The sequence below is a fragment of the Bythopirellula superficialaquae genome (assembly GCF_059632245.1).
In genome coordinates, this window is record NZ_CP197426.1 from 2,029,991 (window position 1) to 2,046,106 (window position 16,116).

Below are 16,116 nucleotides of genomic sequence, written 5' to 3' on the forward strand. Positions count from 1 at the left end.
CGCGAGATCGTGACAATCGGTCAATCTTGCTCCATATTTTTCTTGCTATCGCGGTGCTTGCCAAATGTTTGCTACTGACGGTTTTCAACGAGGAAATAATCTTTTGGTCTAAGATGTTATTCTTTTCAGCTATTCTTAAACAATCTTTGAGAAGATTACCGAGGCGGCATTAAGAATACTTTCCGACAGCCTGGGTGAATTGGAGGCGGCAGATAATTTTTAAAAGATCTGCGGAGAATATCTTCGTTATATTGCCATATATGGCGCGACTATCCGTTCGCTTTCATCAAGCGTAGCTTCCGCACTCGTGCGGTGGTAGAGTTTTGCCGTGAGGGGTGACTCATGTCCACTGAGGCAACAAGCTTATGCGAAGGTTGCAGTCAATTGGTTTATTTGCTCTGAACCAGTGCTGGATTTTTGAACTCCGACTTTTGCGAAAAAAAACATGTCTTGCAATAGTTGAAACTTGTGACTCACTGGTGTTTATCGCGTTAGGCGGTTTCGGTAAAATGTCACAGTACTTGCATACCATAGAGGTCACAAGTTCGATTCTTGTTGCCCTCACTAGAAAAACAAGTGGTTTTGAGCTTGTGGAATCTGTATTGACGATCACGTGACATGTTTGGGATCGTCGATTTTCTTACACGACCTCGGCCCTGCTTCCAGGTTCAAAGTTTGCCACTCACAGGTGGAATCCTTTCTAAGGAGAAATCGAGATTGTGTTTATCGTCGCCGATTTCAACTTCAAATTTACTGTCGTCATTGTAGGCCGAGGGAATATATTGCTCCATCAAGTCAGCGGGTGGGGTCGTACCCTCCCCGGCATTCTTCTTGCCGCTGGGACGCATCGCGATGATCTCGACGCGATATTTTCCTGCGGTGGGTCCTTCGTGGCTGGCAATGGAATAGCGGCCAGCAACGATTGGTCCACCCGAAGCTTTACCCGTGGCCGAATCGAGCGGTGAGAAAATGATGTCGCCGTTTTCGACAGGCTGGCCGTCGTACGAGATCGCGCCACTCAGTTCATAGCGTTCAGGTCCGCCCCTGCCGCAACCGAGCAGGGTTAAAAACATGAGCGCAGACCAGCATCGAAACTTCTGAAAGTTCATGCGATAAATCTTTTAGAGCGTCGATGAGTTCACGACTTCACCACCGTCAGCAGTACCCATCGCTCGCCAGATGATAACGTCCACGTCGTCAGAAACAAACCGAACGGCTGCATCGGCCATTGCGACATTCACACCAGCCGTATGATAACCGCGAGCGAATTGCTGCCATTTCCCTTCCCAGGTTCCGGGCGATGATGCATTGCATGGCGAGATCTCACGAGGCAGGCCGAGTCGATCACACCAACGGGTGTAATCAATGATTAGGCGATCGCCGTTATCAGGGTTGCGTGCGTCGAAAGCCACGTTGGGTTGCCAATCGTGCATGTAGAGGGCAGCCGGGCCAAAGTGCATGGCTCCGCGAGTATCGGGTTGTGCGCCGTTGGGTACCAGTCTTAGCTCACTGACCGCTGCGGTGTTGCTCGTGCCATCGGTGATCGATTCAAAGCGGCGACCCTCAAAGCTGCCTTTTACAGGCACATTATCGGGCAGGTTCGTACGCGGGATGCTGCCAACTACAAATGTTCCCAGCGCAGTCATGTTGACTGGGTCACCGATTCGAAGTGATAAAGGGTTCGCATTGGGATTACTATTGCGGTAGTTTTCCCAATCTTTAAGAGCAAGATTAGGCGTCAGATCCTCCGCCCAATAAAATCCCATTCCTGCGTTGCCTACGTAGTTGCCGCGTGCTCCATAGAAACTATTGACGATTCCAATTGAAGAAGGCTGATTGATTTCTGAGGGGCATGTAAACAATGAAAGTGGTTGATGGTGCGAGGTATCGCCATTGGCGTCGCGTGCTTCAAGACGTATGTTCCAATTGGTCTGGCCGAAAGCATTATTCTCTTCGATATAGGGCATGATGAGCGTCACCCAGCTAAACAAAGTTTTGATCTGTTGGCTGGTAGGCGGGATTGAGGGATCTCCTTCGCGAACCTCGGCAGGGGGCAGAGTCTTCCGCGCACTGGCATAATTATGAATCGCCAAGCCGATATTGTGCAGGTTATTCACGCACTGGCTGCGGCGGGCAGCTTCGCGGGCTGCTTGGATGGCCGGTAGCAACAACGCGACCAGCACGCCGATAATGGCGATCACGACCAGCAGTTCGACCAGAGTAAATGCTCGCCCAGAGGAAAATGAGCTACAGGAAAACGAGCCAATAGACCGACGGCGCATCACATGTCTCCTGAGAAACTGTGGAGGGATGTTTAGACGAATTGTTGTCTCCCTCTGACCGCCAGGAGTCGATTGTAGACAGTGGACAGGCTCCCTGCCAAGCCGATTTCAATGTTGTTCTTAAGTTCTGATGTCTTTGCTGCTGGCTAAGAATCGCTAGCGACGGCCAATTGCGGAAAATGGCAGAAAAAATTTCCTTAAATGTTGGGAGATTCCTTCGCGGTTCTGGCGTCCTTTGGCTACACTGCATGGTGATTCAGAGAGCGGCACTCGGAGAATCCACAGGGATTCTCTACTCCCGGGCAAGAGTTGTAAGAGAAGAAGGCATCGATCTTTCTCGTACATCTGTGGAGAGTGTCTAATGAAGTACAGCATGTTTTGTCTCGCACTCGCGACTGCGCTCGCGAGCGCTTCTTTGTCCCCGGCGGGGATTCTCGAAGATTTTCAATTTGAAGATGCCGACGGCACGTTGCTCAAAGATGCTGCCAACAGTATCAATTTTGCGAACAAATGGGCCGCCACGGATGCCGACATCACTCAGTCGTCGGTCCAAAGTGGCAGTTACTACATCCAGAAGCAGAACCAGGAACTTGGCGATGCCTTCTTGCAGATCGCCAATGTCACCAGCGGCAAGGCTTGGATCGTGACCGAGTTTGGCGGTTGGAATTTTAGCTCCGTTGTCGGAACCCACGACTACAACTCCGCGGAGCCTGAAGAAATTCGTCTCGCCTTTTTGGACAACGACACCGGCACGAGCGGCAGCACGATCACCGGGCAGGCTCAAATCCAGCGTAACGCCGCAGGGGGCATCGAATTGGTAGGCCAATTGCTGACCTCGGGCATTGATATTGGTCCCTTGGCATTGCCTTTGTCGCATCCTGATCCGTTCAAGATGATCTTGGAAATTGACGAAGACGCCAATACGTTTTCGGTGTGGTACAAGGACGCGGCAGGGCCTTACACGCTGTTAGGCACCGCACCCCACGTGGCAACACGCAACGGCAATTCGGTTCGCTTCCGCATGAACAATAGCTTCGGCGGTAGTGGCGAGTACGTCGATATCGATCGAATCTATATCAGCAACACTAGCCCAATTCCTGAGCCGTCGACAGTATCTCTGGTTCTCTTGTCGTTGGTGGCGATGAGTGCCACGCGACGTCGCGGTTAATCTTGCCCCCTTCAGTTTGTTTTCGGAACCTCGCCCGCGCGGCGAGGTTCCGCTTTGATTTTCCGAGCTGTTCATGATCACGCGAGCAATCATTGGGCTGGTGCTGTTGGCATTGTTTCAGACGCTGTCAGTTGTCGGACAGCAGCAGATTGAAGCCAGCAAGTACGCCGTGGCGAGTGGCCATCCCACCGCGACGACGATTGGGCTCGAAGTTTTGCGCGACGGCGGCAACGTGATCGACGCGGCGATTGCCACCTCGCTTGCCGTGGGTGTGGCGGAACCTTACGGCTCGGGCCTCGGTGGCAAGATTATCTTGCTCTATCGCGAGGCATCGACCGGCAAAGTGTATTCCATCGTCGGATTATGCACTTCGCCCGCGGAGATGGATGCTGAAGAGTTTGCCGACCTGCCGACTTCGCAGCGTGAATTGGGTTACATGGCCGTGGGAATTCCCGGGCTTGTGGCGGGCTTGGATGAAGCCTACCAGCGGTGGGGTTCCAAACCTTGGAAGGAACTGGTCGAACCCGCCGCGGAACTGGCCGAGGCGGGGATCATCATCGATGAGACGATGCAAGGTCTCTACAAAAGCCACGTTCGCGATTTGCAGGCCGATGAAGAAGCGGCAGCGTTATATCTTTACCAAAACGCACTCCCCCCAGTTGGCGCTCGACTGAAAAATGCTGACTTGGCGGCGACGCTGCTTGATATCGCCGAGAACGGAGCGCGTTCGTTTTACACGGGTCCCACTGCACGACAAATAGTCAAGGCGGCTCGCGCTGATGGTTCAGCGATGACGATGGCGGATTGGGAATCGTATAAAGCGGAAGTCGGTGAGGCGCTCGCCATCGATTACCGAGGAAATCGTGTTTATTCGTGCCCGCCACCGCTCACGGGTGGCACCACTGTACTCGCGACGCTTAAAGCCTTCGAGCAAATGCCTCGCCTTGATGCTTCGGCCACACCCGTGCAATATGCCAACCAAATGGGGCGCGTGATGCTCGGTTTGTATCCGCTGGTCCAGGCCAGGATTGGCGACGGGCCCAATTCGCTCACCGATGCACAAGAAATGATCGGCCAAGGCGCAGCCAAGCAGATGGTGGCTGTTGCTGAAAAGATTGATCCTCGAAAACCCTATCCTCGCAAGCAAGTTGAAGCTGCTGCCGATGGACTGCCCACCGCAAGCACGACCCATTTAGTAGTTGCCGACGCGGCAGGGAACATGGTCAGCCTCACGCAGTCGTTGAGTTTGCATTTTGGCGCTGCGGTGGTCGCACCCGGTACGGGATTTTTGCTGAACGATAGCTTGAGTAACTTCTCGGTCCACGATCCTGAGAATATCAATTACGTGGCGCCTAACAAACGGGCTCGCAGCACGATCGCGCCGATTATCGTCACGCGTGACGAAAAGCCATTGCTGACGCTCGGCATTCCCGGTGGGCAGCGGATCCCTACGACAACGATTCAATTACTATGGCAGCTTTTCGATCAAGAGAAGAGTTTGCACGATACGTTCGCTGCGTCGCGATTCCATTTGATGCGCCCGGTGACTTCCAAGCAGCCGTTCAATCGCCTGGAATTTGAAGCCGACGCCCCCGCGGCGTGGGATGACGAACTGAAATCTCTCAATTGGCGAGTGAAACGCTATCCGCGCAACGGCACCTATTTTGGCGGCGGGAATGGCATTCAGTATTCCGCCGACGGATCGTTGATTGGCGTGGCCGACCCCCGCCGTACCAACTTTGTTGCTGGTGACTAGCAGGATTGATAACAATAAGATTTGACACCACGATGCTAAGTTTGTGTTTTATTTTTAAGATGACGAAAAGTCTGCAAATCGCGGTCGTGGTTTGCTGCGCTTACGTGCTATGCATTTCCAGTACTTGGGGCGCGATCGTCCTCGACGGCGATTTCGATTCCGGCAGTCTCGACGAAGCCAATTCTTCGGTGTCCGGCAATTTGGTGATGCTTGCCGGCCGCGATAACTACAACACGGGCGATTGGAAGTGGCTTTACTTCAGCGCGGATGGCGTGAGTGGTCAGCAAGTCACTTTCCGTATCGGCGATAACTTCGATACCGGTGGGGCGAGTTTGCTGGGCCACAAGATGGTTTACAGCTACGATCAAGAGAATTGGTTTTTCTTCGAGAATAACGCCCGCAATGCCGCGCTCGATCGCTTCACGTTTTCTAACAACAATCCCTTTGCTCAAGATCGCGTGTATGTGGCGTATGGCTTGCCGTATCCGGAAAGCCGTGTTGATTCGCACACCGCGAGTTTGGTAGGCAGCCCCTGGGTCAGCCCAACTTTATCGGGTGATGCCAATCTGGTGATTGGTCAATCGCCAGGGGGTGTGGATGATCTGGGGCGCGTGATTGCTCCCCAAGATATGTATGGCTACAAAATCACCGATCCCAACGGCGGTGCCATCGAGAAAAAGAAAGTTGTGCTCTTAGGCGGCGTCCACGCGAACGAAACTTTGGGCAACTTCACTCTCGAAGGTTTGGTCGACTTTCTTGTCAGCGATGATGCTGAAGCTGCGATCTTGCGCAAGTATGCTGAATTCTATGTCTACCCAATGGCCAATCCCGATGGACGTCTCGCGGGTTACAATCGCAGCACGGTGCAACACGAGGATCTCGACCCTAACCGGTATTGGATTCCTCCCAATTACAACAACTTAGACGATATTGAGGTCGTGGGTGACTCGGTTCGCGCGGATACAGGTGTGGACGTGGATTATTTGGTCGACTTTCATTCGACCGTCAACGGCAAGACGGGTCACTACGGCTTTATCCTGCCGGAGTATCAGGCCGATCCGTTTTGGCAGAATGTTATTCAAGTGGAACCAAGCATTGATACCAATAATGCGTCGCTCGTAGACGATACGGGGGCAAAATTTGGGAGGGATTATCTCAATGCTGAGTTCTCCGCGACATTTGAAACGCAGTTTTTGCCTGACGAGAATATCGACCGCTTTTTGACGTTGGGACGAAACTTCGGCTTGGCGTTTCAACAAACTTTCTATGAATTCTCCGACTTGAATTTTGACGGCGTGCTCGATCCTTTGGATTGGCAAGCATTTCTTCTCGGAGCGGAAGCCGATTTGTCGGCACTTTCGCCCATCGATGCCTACGAAGCTGGTGACCTCAACGGCGACGGCACGAATGACCTGGAAGACTTTGGATTGTTCAAAGACAACTACATCCAAGTCAACGGCTTGCTAGCCTTTCAATCGCTCTTTGTTGCCGTGCCCGAGCCAAGTTCAGCCACATTGCTGTTGGTCACAGGTATTTTGATTTCCACACGCTATTATCGCTCAACATCTAATTGTTTGACGGGGACTTACTCATGACAAGGAACATTTCCTATTTGGCGGTCGTTTTGGCGATGCTCGCCCAAGTTGTATTCGATAAGCAATCATCCTTTGGCGTTGATTTTCATGCGTTTGAATTTAACGAAGGGAGCGGTTTGTTCCTCTCGGAAACTTTCGACACGGGTAATCCCGGTGGACAGGCGTGGGTGGAATCTAATCTGCTAACCGACTCAGAAACCAACGGCAGCGGTAGCTTCCGTATCACCAAATTTAACGACGACCAAGCCGACAACTATTTGCAGATTGATAATATCACTTCTTCAACCGTAGGTAGCCGCTATATCGTCGTTCGCATGTCGGGCTGGAATTTTGTGGATAGCGTCGTTGGCCAGGGGGAAGAAATCCGCTTTGACTTCTTGGACAGCGACACGGGTACGAGTGGTACCGCCGTCACTTCACAAGTTCGCATCGACCGCAATACTGACAACGGCAATATCGAACTACGCGGCACGGCCATCGGCGTAGGATCGACCGATATCGCAAGTCGAGCAACACTCAATACAACACAATCCGCCCCGTTTACGATGGTGCTCGAACTCGATAAGAAGTCGAACACGTACGAAATCTTTTACAAAGATGGAACAAATCCAGCACAAGCCTTGGGTGCCGCGCCGATTTCAGCGGCTCGCAATGGCAACAGCATTCGCTTTACGGTCAACAATAACTTTGGCAGCGATATCACCGAGTTTTTTGCCATCGACCGCTTCGCCTTGACCGACACGAATCCGCTGACCGATTTGATGACTCTTGAAGTGAATCGGATCACTGGCGAGATGAAGCTCAAGAATACGACCGGTTCCGCTTTAAGTGGTTTGCGTTCTTACTCACTGACTTCCGCATCAGGGGCGCTCACGGCTGCGAACTGGCGGTCGGTGACAGATTTCTACGATCAAGCTCCCGGCAATGGCAGCGTCGACGTTGATGGTGCGTGGTCTAAGACTTCGACCACCGCAACCGATTTAAGTGAAGGCGTGGTGGGTGGCAATGGCGGCAATCTGGCCATCAATCAAGAAGTCGTTCTTAGTTCGGGCACGGGTCCCTGGCTGCGTGGCATCTACGAAGATTTAGAAATGGTGCTCAACTTCGACGGCGGCATCACTCGCAAAGCCAATGTCAACTTTGTCGGCAACGGTGGGGAGCGTCTCGATGTGGGCGATCTCAACTTCGATGGCTCGCTCACGGCTGCCGACTGGACAGCCTTCATTGCCGGGGCAGAAATGGATCTGTCGGGTCTGACGTTAGCCCAGCAATACCAAGCCGGTGACCTTAACGGCGACGGTCTCAACGACATTTTTGATTTTGCAATTTTCAAAGATTCTTACGACGCTGTGAACGGATTTGGTGCCTTCAACACGATGTTCGCCGCGATTCCCGAGCCAACAAGTCTTGTTCTTCTATCGTTGGGCTGCGTGCTTGGTGGCATGCGCCGTTGCCGTCCTAAGTTTGTCGCACCACGTTTAATCTCTGAGGTGTCTTCCATGAAATCATTGGCTTCGTTTGTTGTGGTGTTAGCAGCTTGTATCGGCGTCAGCTTGAATAACTCCGGAACTGCTAACGCTGCTGTTCTCGAAGATTTTCCGTTTGGGGATTCGAATGGTACGCTCATCGGCGCTGCTGCCAACACCGCTAATCCGGGTAACTTTTGGGACGAAGATCCCACGGATTCGATTAATTCATCTGTTCAAAACGGTGTTTATCGAATTCAACGAAATGATGAGGAGGCTGCCACCAATTATTTGGATATCGAAAATATCACTTCGGGCAAGGCTTGGCTTGTTGCGGATATTGCTGGTTGGAATTTTACTCCGACACTAGGTGTTGGTGAGGTGTTTGAAGAGTTTCGACTTGCTTTTCTACAAAACGATCCTCCAGCGCAGGGCAATTCGACGCTGACAGCTCAGTTTGCTATCCAGAGAAACTCAACAACTAATGTTATTGAGCTCATCGGCAATCGCGCCGGTGGGGGTGCAAATATTGCTCAGACCCTTAACTTAACACACAGCAGAAATACACCATTTAGCGTTGCCCTGGAAATCGACGAAGATAATAACAGTTATTCGATCTATTACAAGGATAATACCAATCCTTACACGTTCTTGGGTTCGGCTGCGCACGATAGCGCCCGTGATGGTAATTCAATTCGTATGTTCATCAACAACAACTTTGGCGGAACAGGCGAGTTTTTTGATCTCGACCGTGTTTATCTTACCGACACCGACCCCACGAATGTTTCCAATGATCGTATGACGTTGCAGGTCAATACCGTGACGGGTGAGTTGAAGTTAATCAACGATACTGCATCTACGTTCGACATCGATGCCTATACGATCACCAGCGCAACACTCGCTGGCGATCTCAAGCCGTTGACTTGGAACAGCCTGAGCGACCAAGTCCCACTGATTGATCCCGTGGATGGACCCGATGGTGACTCGACCTTGGGCAACGGCACGGGCGAAACTTGGGACGAGGCTCCCGGCAGTAGCAGCAAAGTGTTGGCCGAACGCTTTTTGCTGGGAAGTTCCGTGTTCACGCCGGGGCGTGACGAAACTCTCGGCTTGGCGTTTCAAGTCGGTGGCGACACAAATGCTCTGACCTTCCAATATCGCAACGCCGACACCGGAGCTATACAAACCGGCCTCATTGAATTGATCGCCACGGGACCCAATGGCGATTTCGACGGCGATGGCGATGTCGATGGCCGCGATTTTCTGCGTTGGCAACGAGGTGTCTCGCCTTCGCCATTTAGTTCAACAGACCTTGCCGCCTGGCAGAATGCTTATGGCATGGGACCATTGTCGTCGCTTGAAGCAGTCCCAGAGCCAGCGGGGATTTTAGGAATCTTTATTGGGATCAACGTGCTTGCTACATTGAGAATTCGCCAGAAATGACGTTGGCACGCGAAGCACTTCTTATATCACTATTACAGATGAATCTGCCTTCAAGCGGTCCGCGTAACAGGCTGCCTAGTTGGGGGAACTTCGTGAAAGTTCTTGGTTACGATTTATAGCATTGCGTAGAAATGCGCGATGCCGACTAGTAATGTTGTTTATTCAAGTCTAGCTTCGCTTATAATTTTAGTTACAGGCAAAATAGATACTTTTTGGAGTGCCACTTTGTCGGTAACGTTCAAAACACGTGCTGAACCGCACATCGTGCACAGTTCCAGCCTCTCGCACGATCTGACTATCTAAAATAGTTACGATTTTTGCGGGAATTTTGCCAGCTGACATTTCTGATGTATGGCACGCGAATCGCTTCTTTAAACATGGGAATATCAAACCCATTTTTAGAGTACTGCCGTGAACACCTCGCCAAAACACCGAATCTTAATCGCCAAACCAGGCCTTGATGGCCATGATCGAGGCGCGAAATACGTCGCCCATATTCTCCGCGATGCCGGATTTGAAGTGATTTATACGGGCATTCGCCGTACCCCCGAGCAGATCGTCGACGCGGCAATTCAGGAAGATGTTCAAGGCATTGGGCTGTCGCTACTGTCGGGCGCGCACAACGTTCTCTTTCAACGAGTTCTTGAACTGCTACGCGATCAGCAAGCCGAAGATATCGTGGTGTTTGGCGGTGGTACGATTCCGCCGAGCGACATTGCCAAACTCAAGGAAATGGGCGTTGCGGAAATCTTTACTCCTGGTACGCCGGCGCGCGAAATCGTCGAGACGCTTCATACCTTATTGGATGAAAGGGCAGCAGTTTTTGCTTAGGCGCTGCCATGTCAGTTTCGATTGAAAAGTTGGTGAAGCAGATCCAAGAAGGTGGCCCCTTGTCATGTCGTGCTGCTGCACGCTTGATGACAATCCTCACCGACGAGCCGCAGCGCCTTGTCGAACTTTTGGCGGGGAGCCAGCATTGGCCGCAACCAAGTCTTGTACTAGGAGTCACCGGCGCACCTGGCTCGGGCAAATCCACACTCGTCGACCATTTGGCCATCGACTACCGCTTACGTTATCCGGACAAAAAACTTGGAATCATCGCCGTCGATCCTTCATCACCTTTCACCGGTGGAGCAATTCTGGGTGATCGCGTTCGCATGATGCGACACAGCACGGACCCGAACATTTTTATTCGCTCCTTGGCCTCACGAGGTCATCTTGGTGGCCTCACGCTCGGCGTCAGGGGAATCGTGCGAGTGATGGGACTGCTCGGCTGCGATGTGGTGTTCATTGAAACGGTTGGCGTGGGCCAGAGTGAAGTAGAAATTGCCAAGAGTGCAGACATCGTGCTGATTGTGCTCGCCCCGGGTCAAGGCGATTCCGTGCAGTTATTAAAGGCGGGCCTCATGGAGGCGGGCGACCTTTTTGTCGTGAACAAAGGGGACCGTCCTGAAGCTTTGCAATTAAGGCAACAGCTGTTGATGACATTGAGAACGGCTTCGCTAGCAACCAGCGACCATCACTGGGGACATCAAGATCCAGCAAATCAGAGCAGTGAGCTTCCCAATGTCTATGTTTGCAGCGCAGCTCACCATGAAGGTATCGAGGCGATCGCCGGTGAATTGCAACGACTGACAGAGCTCAAGTCAAGCGAATGGCAGAATAAGCGACAAGCTCACGCACTTGCGGAAATTAGACAAGCGGTTTTTGAAGAAGTCCAGCGGCGAGTGGAAGGCATAATCGGCAGCAACGGAACGGGCGAGGTAAATTTGCGCACGATTCTGGATGGCTCGAAATCATTGAAGTGTTTTGTTGACGACCTGTTGCAGCGGTCGAACACCACTTCCCAAGCGAACATTGGTAACACCGAGTTCTCGGTAACGGCAGAAGATCATGGATACATTATTAAGCAGTAATCGAATCGATACGGCTCACAAATGCTGGAATGATGGCTTGCTGGCGAAGACGTTGGCCAAGTTTCCTGAACAGCGTCAGCAATTCGTGACAGCTTCGGGGCGTCCTGTTGAGCGGTTATACACACCCCTAGAAAGTTCGGAAGGAAATTACGTCGAGCAACTTGGTTTTCCAGGTGAGTATCCATTCACGCGGGGTGTGCAACCTACGATGTACCGCGGGCGCTATTGGACGATGCGTCAGTACGCGGGCTTTGCCACGGCGGAAGAATCGAATCAGCGCTATAAGTATTTGCTCGAACAAGGAACGACCGGTTTGAGCGTAGCGTTCGATTTGCCGACGCAAATCGGCTATGACTCCGATGATCCCATCTCGGCGGGCGAGGTGGGAAAAGTTGGCGTTGCCATTGATTCGCTCGCCGACATGGAAGCCTTGTTCGCAGGCATACCGTTGGACAAAGTCTCCACCAGCATGACGATCAATTCCACGGCGGCCATCTTACTGGCCATGTATATTGTCGTCGCTGAGAAGCAAGGCGTTACGCCGGATAAACTCAATGGAACAATTCAGAACGACATTCTTAAGGAATATATCGCCCGCGGCACGTATCGGTTTCCGCCCGGACCATCGTTGCGATTAACCAGCGACATCTTTGCATACTGCACGCAGCACGTACCAAACTGGAACACGATCAGCATTAGTGGCTATCACATCCGCGAGGCTGGCTCGACGGCGGCGCAAGAGATTGGCTTCACGTTGGCCAATGCCATTTGCTACATCAACACGGCCTTGAACGCCGGTCTCAAGATCGACGATTTCGCGCCGCGGCTGGCGTTTTTCTTTGCGGCTCATAGCGATCTGTTTGAAGAAGTTGCCAAGTTTCGCGCGGCACGTCGACTTTATGCCGACATCGTGAAAAATCGTTTCCAGGCAACGAACCCCAAGAGTCAGATGTTGCGATTCCACACTCAAACCGGAGGAGTGACTCTCACCGCGCAGCAACCAGACAATAATGTCGTGCGCGTAACATTGCAGGCACTCGCCGCGGTTTTGGGTGGCACGCAATCATTGCACACAAATTCGAAGGATGAAGCCCTAGCTTTGCCGACCGAAGAGTCGGTGACCGTCGCTTTGCGGACACAGCAGGTGATTGCCTATGAATCAGGGGTGACCAATACGATCGATCCCCTTGCCGGGAGTTATTTTGTGGAACAACTCACGGATGACATCGAACGCGAGGCGAATGAAATCATTCTTGAGATTGAAAATCGCGGTGGCATGGTCGCAGCGATTGAACAAGGTTATGTCCAAGACCAAATCGAACAATCGGCGTATCGATTTGGGCAATCGATCGATGGTGGCGAGCGGACGATCGTGGGGGTCAATAAATTTGTCTCGAAAGAACCCCTCGCGATGAATTTATTCCAAGTCTCAGACACGATTGCCCAACGTCAGATCGAAAGCGTCCAGCGAGTTCGCGCCGAGCGTGACCAAGCTCGCACAACCGCAGCCCTAGAGGCACTTCGGCAAGCCGCGGCAGGACACGACACCCTCATGCCACTAATTCTTGAGGCTGTACGAGCCTACGCCACGGTGGGTGAAATTTGCAGTACGTTGGGCGCGCTGTTCGGCGACTACACGGAATCCAATTAACGAAGGTCTACTGTCATGATAGTTGCCAAAGCGATTAACCACATCGGGATTGCGGTCCGTTCAATCGAATCGCAGCGCGACTTTTATGAGAACATCCTTGGGGCGGAGTTTGAGATGATTGAGGATGTGCCCAGTCAAAAAGTACGCGTTGCGTTTTATAAAGTCGGCGATGTACGCCTGGAGTTGCTGGAACCCACCGATCCTGCGAGCAGCGTCGCTACGTTTTTGGATAAGCGGGGCGAGGGATTGCATCACGTCGCCTACACGGTCGACGATATCGAACAGCGATTGGCTGAATTGAAAGCAGAGCAGATTCGTCTGATTGATGAAACACCGCGCTCAGGCGCTCACCGTACACAAATCGCGTTTCTCCACCCCAAAAGTTCCGGCGGCGTGCTCACGGAATTGTGCCAGATAATAGACGGCCAAAAGTAAAGGCTTTGAAGAACATGTCAAATTCAGCATTGGAAGATGGTTATGTTTCGGGAAAGCCGAATCCAAGCGTGTCGTTGATGACAACGCTGCTTCGCGAACTTGAGGAACGTCGTGAGGCACTGGCACTTGGGGGTGGGGCCGAGCGGATTGCCAAACAAAAAGCGGCTGGCAAATTGTCGGCTCGCGAGCGTGTGCAAACATTCCTCGACGCCGACAGTTTTCAGGAGCAATTTGGTTTTGCCAGCCATCGCTGCACACATTTTGGCATGGAAAAGAAAGTCTTGCCGGCCGATGGCGTTGTGACGGGTTGCGGCACGGTCGACGGCAGGCTCGTTCATTTGGCGAGTCAGGACTTTACCGTGGCCGGAGGAGCCGCAGGCGAAGTGCATAGCGATAAGATCGTCGCGATGATGGAAGCCTCTTTAAAAACGGGCAGCCCATTTGTTTTCATCAACGATTCCGGTGGGGCACGCATTCAAGAAGGTATCGATAGTCTGGCTGCCTACGCGCGAGTGTTTTTTCACAACACGCTGCTTTCTGGCGTGGTGCCACAAATCAGTTTGATCTGCGGGCCTTGTGCGGGTGGTGCGGCCTACAGCCCTGCGCTCACCGATTTCATTATTCAAACGAAACACGCCCAGATGTTCATCACAGGGCCAAGCGTCATCAAGCAGGTAACAGGACAAACGGTTACCGCCGAAGAGTTGGGTGGAGCTCAAGCACACATGCACTATTCCGGCGTCGTTCACTTTGTGGCCGAGGACGACCGTGAGGCGATCAGCTTGTGCCGTAGATTGCTCAGCTTTCTTCCCTCGAACAATATGGAAGACGCACCTACGATTCCCGCGAAACCTGTGGTGTCGCTCGATCCCGAAATGCGCAATATCTTGCCGGAGAATTCGCGGTTAGGATACGACATGCACGAGGCCATCAAACGCATCGTCGATAATGAAGACTTTTTGGAGATCCAAGCTCACTTTGCGGAAAATCTTCTCATTGGCTTTGGGCGCATCCTCGGTCAAACCGTGGCCATCATTGCCAACCAACCTCAGTTCAAAGCTGGCTGTTTGGACATCGACGCGTCGGATAAGGGATCGCGATTTATTCGTTTCTGCAATGCGTTCAACATCCCGTTGATAACACTTGTTGACGTGCCAGGATTCATGCCTGGCGTGGAGCAAGAATATGGCGGCATCATTCGCCACGGTGCGAAGTTGCTATTCGCTTATTCGGCGGCAACGGTTCCCAAGATCACCATTATCATGCGCAAAGCTTATGGGGGGGCCTATGTCGCGATGTGTGCCAAGGATTTGGGAGCCGACCGTTGTGCCGCGTGGCCCACTGCCGAGATCGCGGTCATGGGGGCAGACGGCGCGGTAGAAGTCGTTTTTCGCAATGAGATTGAGAAAGCCGAAGACAAAACGGCCAAACGCGCAGAACTGATCAAGTTGTATCAGAATACGTTTTCGACGCCCTACGTGGCGGCTGGGCGCAGAATGGTGGATGATGTTATTGATCCCGCCGAGACGCGGCGGTACATTGCTCTCGCCCTGGCAAGTCTCAAGACCAAGCGTGATATACGTCCCGCGAAGAAACACGGTTTGATCCCGCTGTAAGTGAATCATGGTTGCATTTGAAAGTTTAATGATTGCTAAAAATGTCGATGGAAATAACTCCATGGGCTGGTTGCCGTTGTTGATTATGATCGTTGCTGCCCTCGCTTTGGCTTGGGTGAGCAAGATACTACGCACGAACCCTACAAAAATCACAGCATCGGAAGTTGTTTCATCTTCGGAAGGCATTAATCCTGAACTTCTTGTAGTCCTAACCGCGGCAGCAACTGCCGCTCTCGGGACACCTGTCATAGTTCACCGGATCACGTTTTTGAATCAAAATACCGTCTCGGGATGGGCCGAGGCGGGTCGAACTTCGTTACACTGGTCGCACAACGTGCGAAGGAATAATTAAGCATGAAACTTCGCATCACGGTGGAAGGAAAAAGTTACGAAGTCGACGTGGAGGTGCTCGACGACAGCGTGTCGCACGGCACGAGCCAGCCCAGCGAACCCGTGAGCATGGCTGCACCGCCGAGTTCCAAGCCGAAACCACCGGCGCCCAGCTCGGCACCAGCGGTGACCGGCGATCGAATCGTGAAAGCGCCAATCGTGGGGACAATTTTGAACCTCAAGGTTTCGCCGGGCGACGTGGTCACGACCAATCAAGTGCTGCTCGTCATGGAAGCGATGAAGATGGAAACCAACGTCGCTTCTCCCCTCGAAGGAAAAGTGAAGGCCATTCATGTATCTGCTGGCGATGCTGTTAAGACTGGCCAGTTACTTATGGAACTTGAATAAAGGCGTTATACGCTAATGTCAGGAGGGTTGCTTATGTGAGGACTGGACAC

13 protein-coding genes are annotated in these 16,116 nt (G+C 52.3%); 11 read left to right on the forward strand and 2 right to left on the reverse strand.

The genetic code is table 11. The features are described 5' to 3' along the window. Positions 1-668 precede the first annotated feature (668 nt). Both SH678x_RS08360 and SH678x_RS08365 read right to left on the reverse strand, forming a co-directional pair. On the reverse strand, positions 669-1,109 hold the full coding sequence (locus SH678x_RS08360) for a hypothetical protein (protein WP_496922440.1): 441 nt from the start codon (positions 1,107-1,109) through the stop codon (positions 669-671). 12 nt (positions 1,110-1,121) lie between these two features. After that, the gene (locus SH678x_RS08365; RefSeq protein ID WP_496922441.1) at positions 1,122-2,282 is read right to left on the reverse strand and encodes a DUF1559 family PulG-like putative transporter; all 1,161 of its coding nucleotides are present in this window, start codon (positions 2,280-2,282) and stop codon (positions 1,122-1,124) included. A 361-nt stretch (positions 2,283-2,643) separates the two neighbouring features. On the opposite strand from SH678x_RS08365, the gene SH678x_RS08370 reads away from it, so the two are divergent. The 11 genes from SH678x_RS08370 to SH678x_RS08420 all read left to right on the forward strand — a co-directional run bounded on the left by SH678x_RS08370 (position 2,644) and on the right by SH678x_RS08420 (position 16,066). Further along, a complete protein-coding gene (locus SH678x_RS08370) occupies positions 2,644-3,450 on the forward strand; it encodes a PEP-CTERM sorting domain-containing protein (protein ID WP_496922442.1) in 807 nt (268 codons plus the stop codon). 73 nt (positions 3,451-3,523) lie between these two features. After that, positions 3,524-5,206, forward strand: coding sequence for a gamma-glutamyltransferase family protein (locus SH678x_RS08375; RefSeq protein WP_496922443.1), 1,683 nt, complete (start codon positions 3,524-3,526; stop codon positions 5,204-5,206). A 59-nt stretch (positions 5,207-5,265) separates the two neighbouring features. Then, positions 5,266-6,801 carry a M14-type cytosolic carboxypeptidase gene (locus SH678x_RS08380; RefSeq protein WP_496922444.1) on the forward strand — a complete coding sequence of 512 codons (1,536 nt, stop codon included), beginning with the start codon at positions 5,266-5,268 and terminating at the stop codon, positions 6,799-6,801. Then, positions 6,798-9,710 carry a PEP-CTERM sorting domain-containing protein gene (locus SH678x_RS08385; protein WP_496922445.1) on the forward strand — a complete coding sequence of 971 codons (2,913 nt, stop codon included), beginning with the start codon at positions 6,798-6,800 and terminating at the stop codon, positions 9,708-9,710. Before SH678x_RS08380 ends, SH678x_RS08385 begins: the two co-directional genes overlap by 4 nt. Positions 9,711-10,121: 411 nt before the next feature. Further along, the gene (locus SH678x_RS08390) at positions 10,122-10,541 is read left to right on the forward strand and encodes a cobalamin B12-binding domain-containing protein (protein WP_496922446.1); all 420 of its coding nucleotides are present in this window, start codon (positions 10,122-10,124) and stop codon (positions 10,539-10,541) included. A gap of 8 nt (positions 10,542-10,549) precedes the next feature. Further along, the gene (gene meaB, locus SH678x_RS08395) at positions 10,550-11,626 is read left to right on the forward strand and encodes a methylmalonyl Co-A mutase-associated GTPase MeaB (RefSeq protein WP_496922447.1); all 1,077 of its coding nucleotides are present in this window, start codon (positions 10,550-10,552) and stop codon (positions 11,624-11,626) included. Continuing rightward, positions 11,604-13,277, forward strand: a complete 1,674-nt coding sequence (locus tag SH678x_RS08400) for an acyl-CoA mutase large subunit family protein (RefSeq protein ID WP_496922448.1) — start codon at positions 11,604-11,606, stop codon at positions 13,275-13,277. Before meaB ends, SH678x_RS08400 begins: the two co-directional genes overlap by 23 nt. Before the next feature lie 15 nt (positions 13,278-13,292). Continuing rightward, a complete protein-coding gene (gene mce / locus SH678x_RS08405) occupies positions 13,293-13,712 on the forward strand; it encodes a methylmalonyl-CoA epimerase (RefSeq protein ID WP_496922449.1) in 420 nt (139 codons plus the stop codon). A 14-nt stretch (positions 13,713-13,726) separates the two neighbouring features. Next, the gene (locus SH678x_RS08410) at positions 13,727-15,328 is read left to right on the forward strand and encodes an acyl-CoA carboxylase subunit beta (RefSeq protein ID WP_496922450.1); all 1,602 of its coding nucleotides are present in this window, start codon (positions 13,727-13,729) and stop codon (positions 15,326-15,328) included. 7 nt (positions 15,329-15,335) lie between these two features. Continuing rightward, a complete protein-coding gene (locus tag SH678x_RS08415; protein WP_496922451.1) occupies positions 15,336-15,680 on the forward strand; it encodes a hypothetical protein in 345 nt (114 codons plus the stop codon). Positions 15,681-15,682: 2 nt separating this feature from the next. Further along, positions 15,683-16,066, forward strand: a complete 384-nt coding sequence (locus SH678x_RS08420) for a biotin/lipoyl-containing protein (RefSeq protein WP_496922452.1) — start codon at positions 15,683-15,685, stop codon at positions 16,064-16,066. The last annotated feature ends 50 nt before the right edge of the window (positions 16,067-16,116 follow it).

Coding starts and splice junctions, on each gene's coding strand:
- mce (WP_496922449.1), top strand. CDS start 13,293: ATGATAGTTGCCAAAGCGATTAACCACATCGGGATTGCGGTCCGTTCA.
- meaB (WP_496922447.1), top strand. CDS start 10,550: ATGTCAGTTTCGATTGAAAAGTTGGTGAAGCAGATCCAAGAAGGTGGC.
- SH678x_RS08375 (WP_496922443.1), top strand. CDS start 3,524: ATGATCACGCGAGCAATCATTGGGCTGGTGCTGTTGGCATTGTTTCAG.
- SH678x_RS08380 (WP_496922444.1), top strand. CDS start 5,266: ATGACGAAAAGTCTGCAAATCGCGGTCGTGGTTTGCTGCGCTTACGTG.
- SH678x_RS08365 (WP_496922441.1), bottom strand. CDS start 2,282: ATGCGCCGTCGGTCTATTGGCTCGTTTTCCTGTAGCTCATTTTCCTCT.
- SH678x_RS08360 (WP_496922440.1), bottom strand. CDS start 1,109: ATGAACTTTCAGAAGTTTCGATGCTGGTCTGCGCTCATGTTTTTAACC.
- SH678x_RS08420 (WP_496922452.1), top strand. CDS start 15,683: ATGAAACTTCGCATCACGGTGGAAGGAAAAAGTTACGAAGTCGACGTG.
- SH678x_RS08385 (WP_496922445.1), top strand. CDS start 6,798: ATGACAAGGAACATTTCCTATTTGGCGGTCGTTTTGGCGATGCTCGCC.
- SH678x_RS08400 (WP_496922448.1), top strand. CDS start 11,604: ATGGATACATTATTAAGCAGTAATCGAATCGATACGGCTCACAAATGC.
- SH678x_RS08410 (WP_496922450.1), top strand. CDS start 13,727: ATGTCAAATTCAGCATTGGAAGATGGTTATGTTTCGGGAAAGCCGAAT.
- SH678x_RS08415 (WP_496922451.1), top strand. CDS start 15,336: ATGGTTGCATTTGAAAGTTTAATGATTGCTAAAAATGTCGATGGAAAT.
- SH678x_RS08370 (WP_496922442.1), top strand. CDS start 2,644: ATGAAGTACAGCATGTTTTGTCTCGCACTCGCGACTGCGCTCGCGAGC.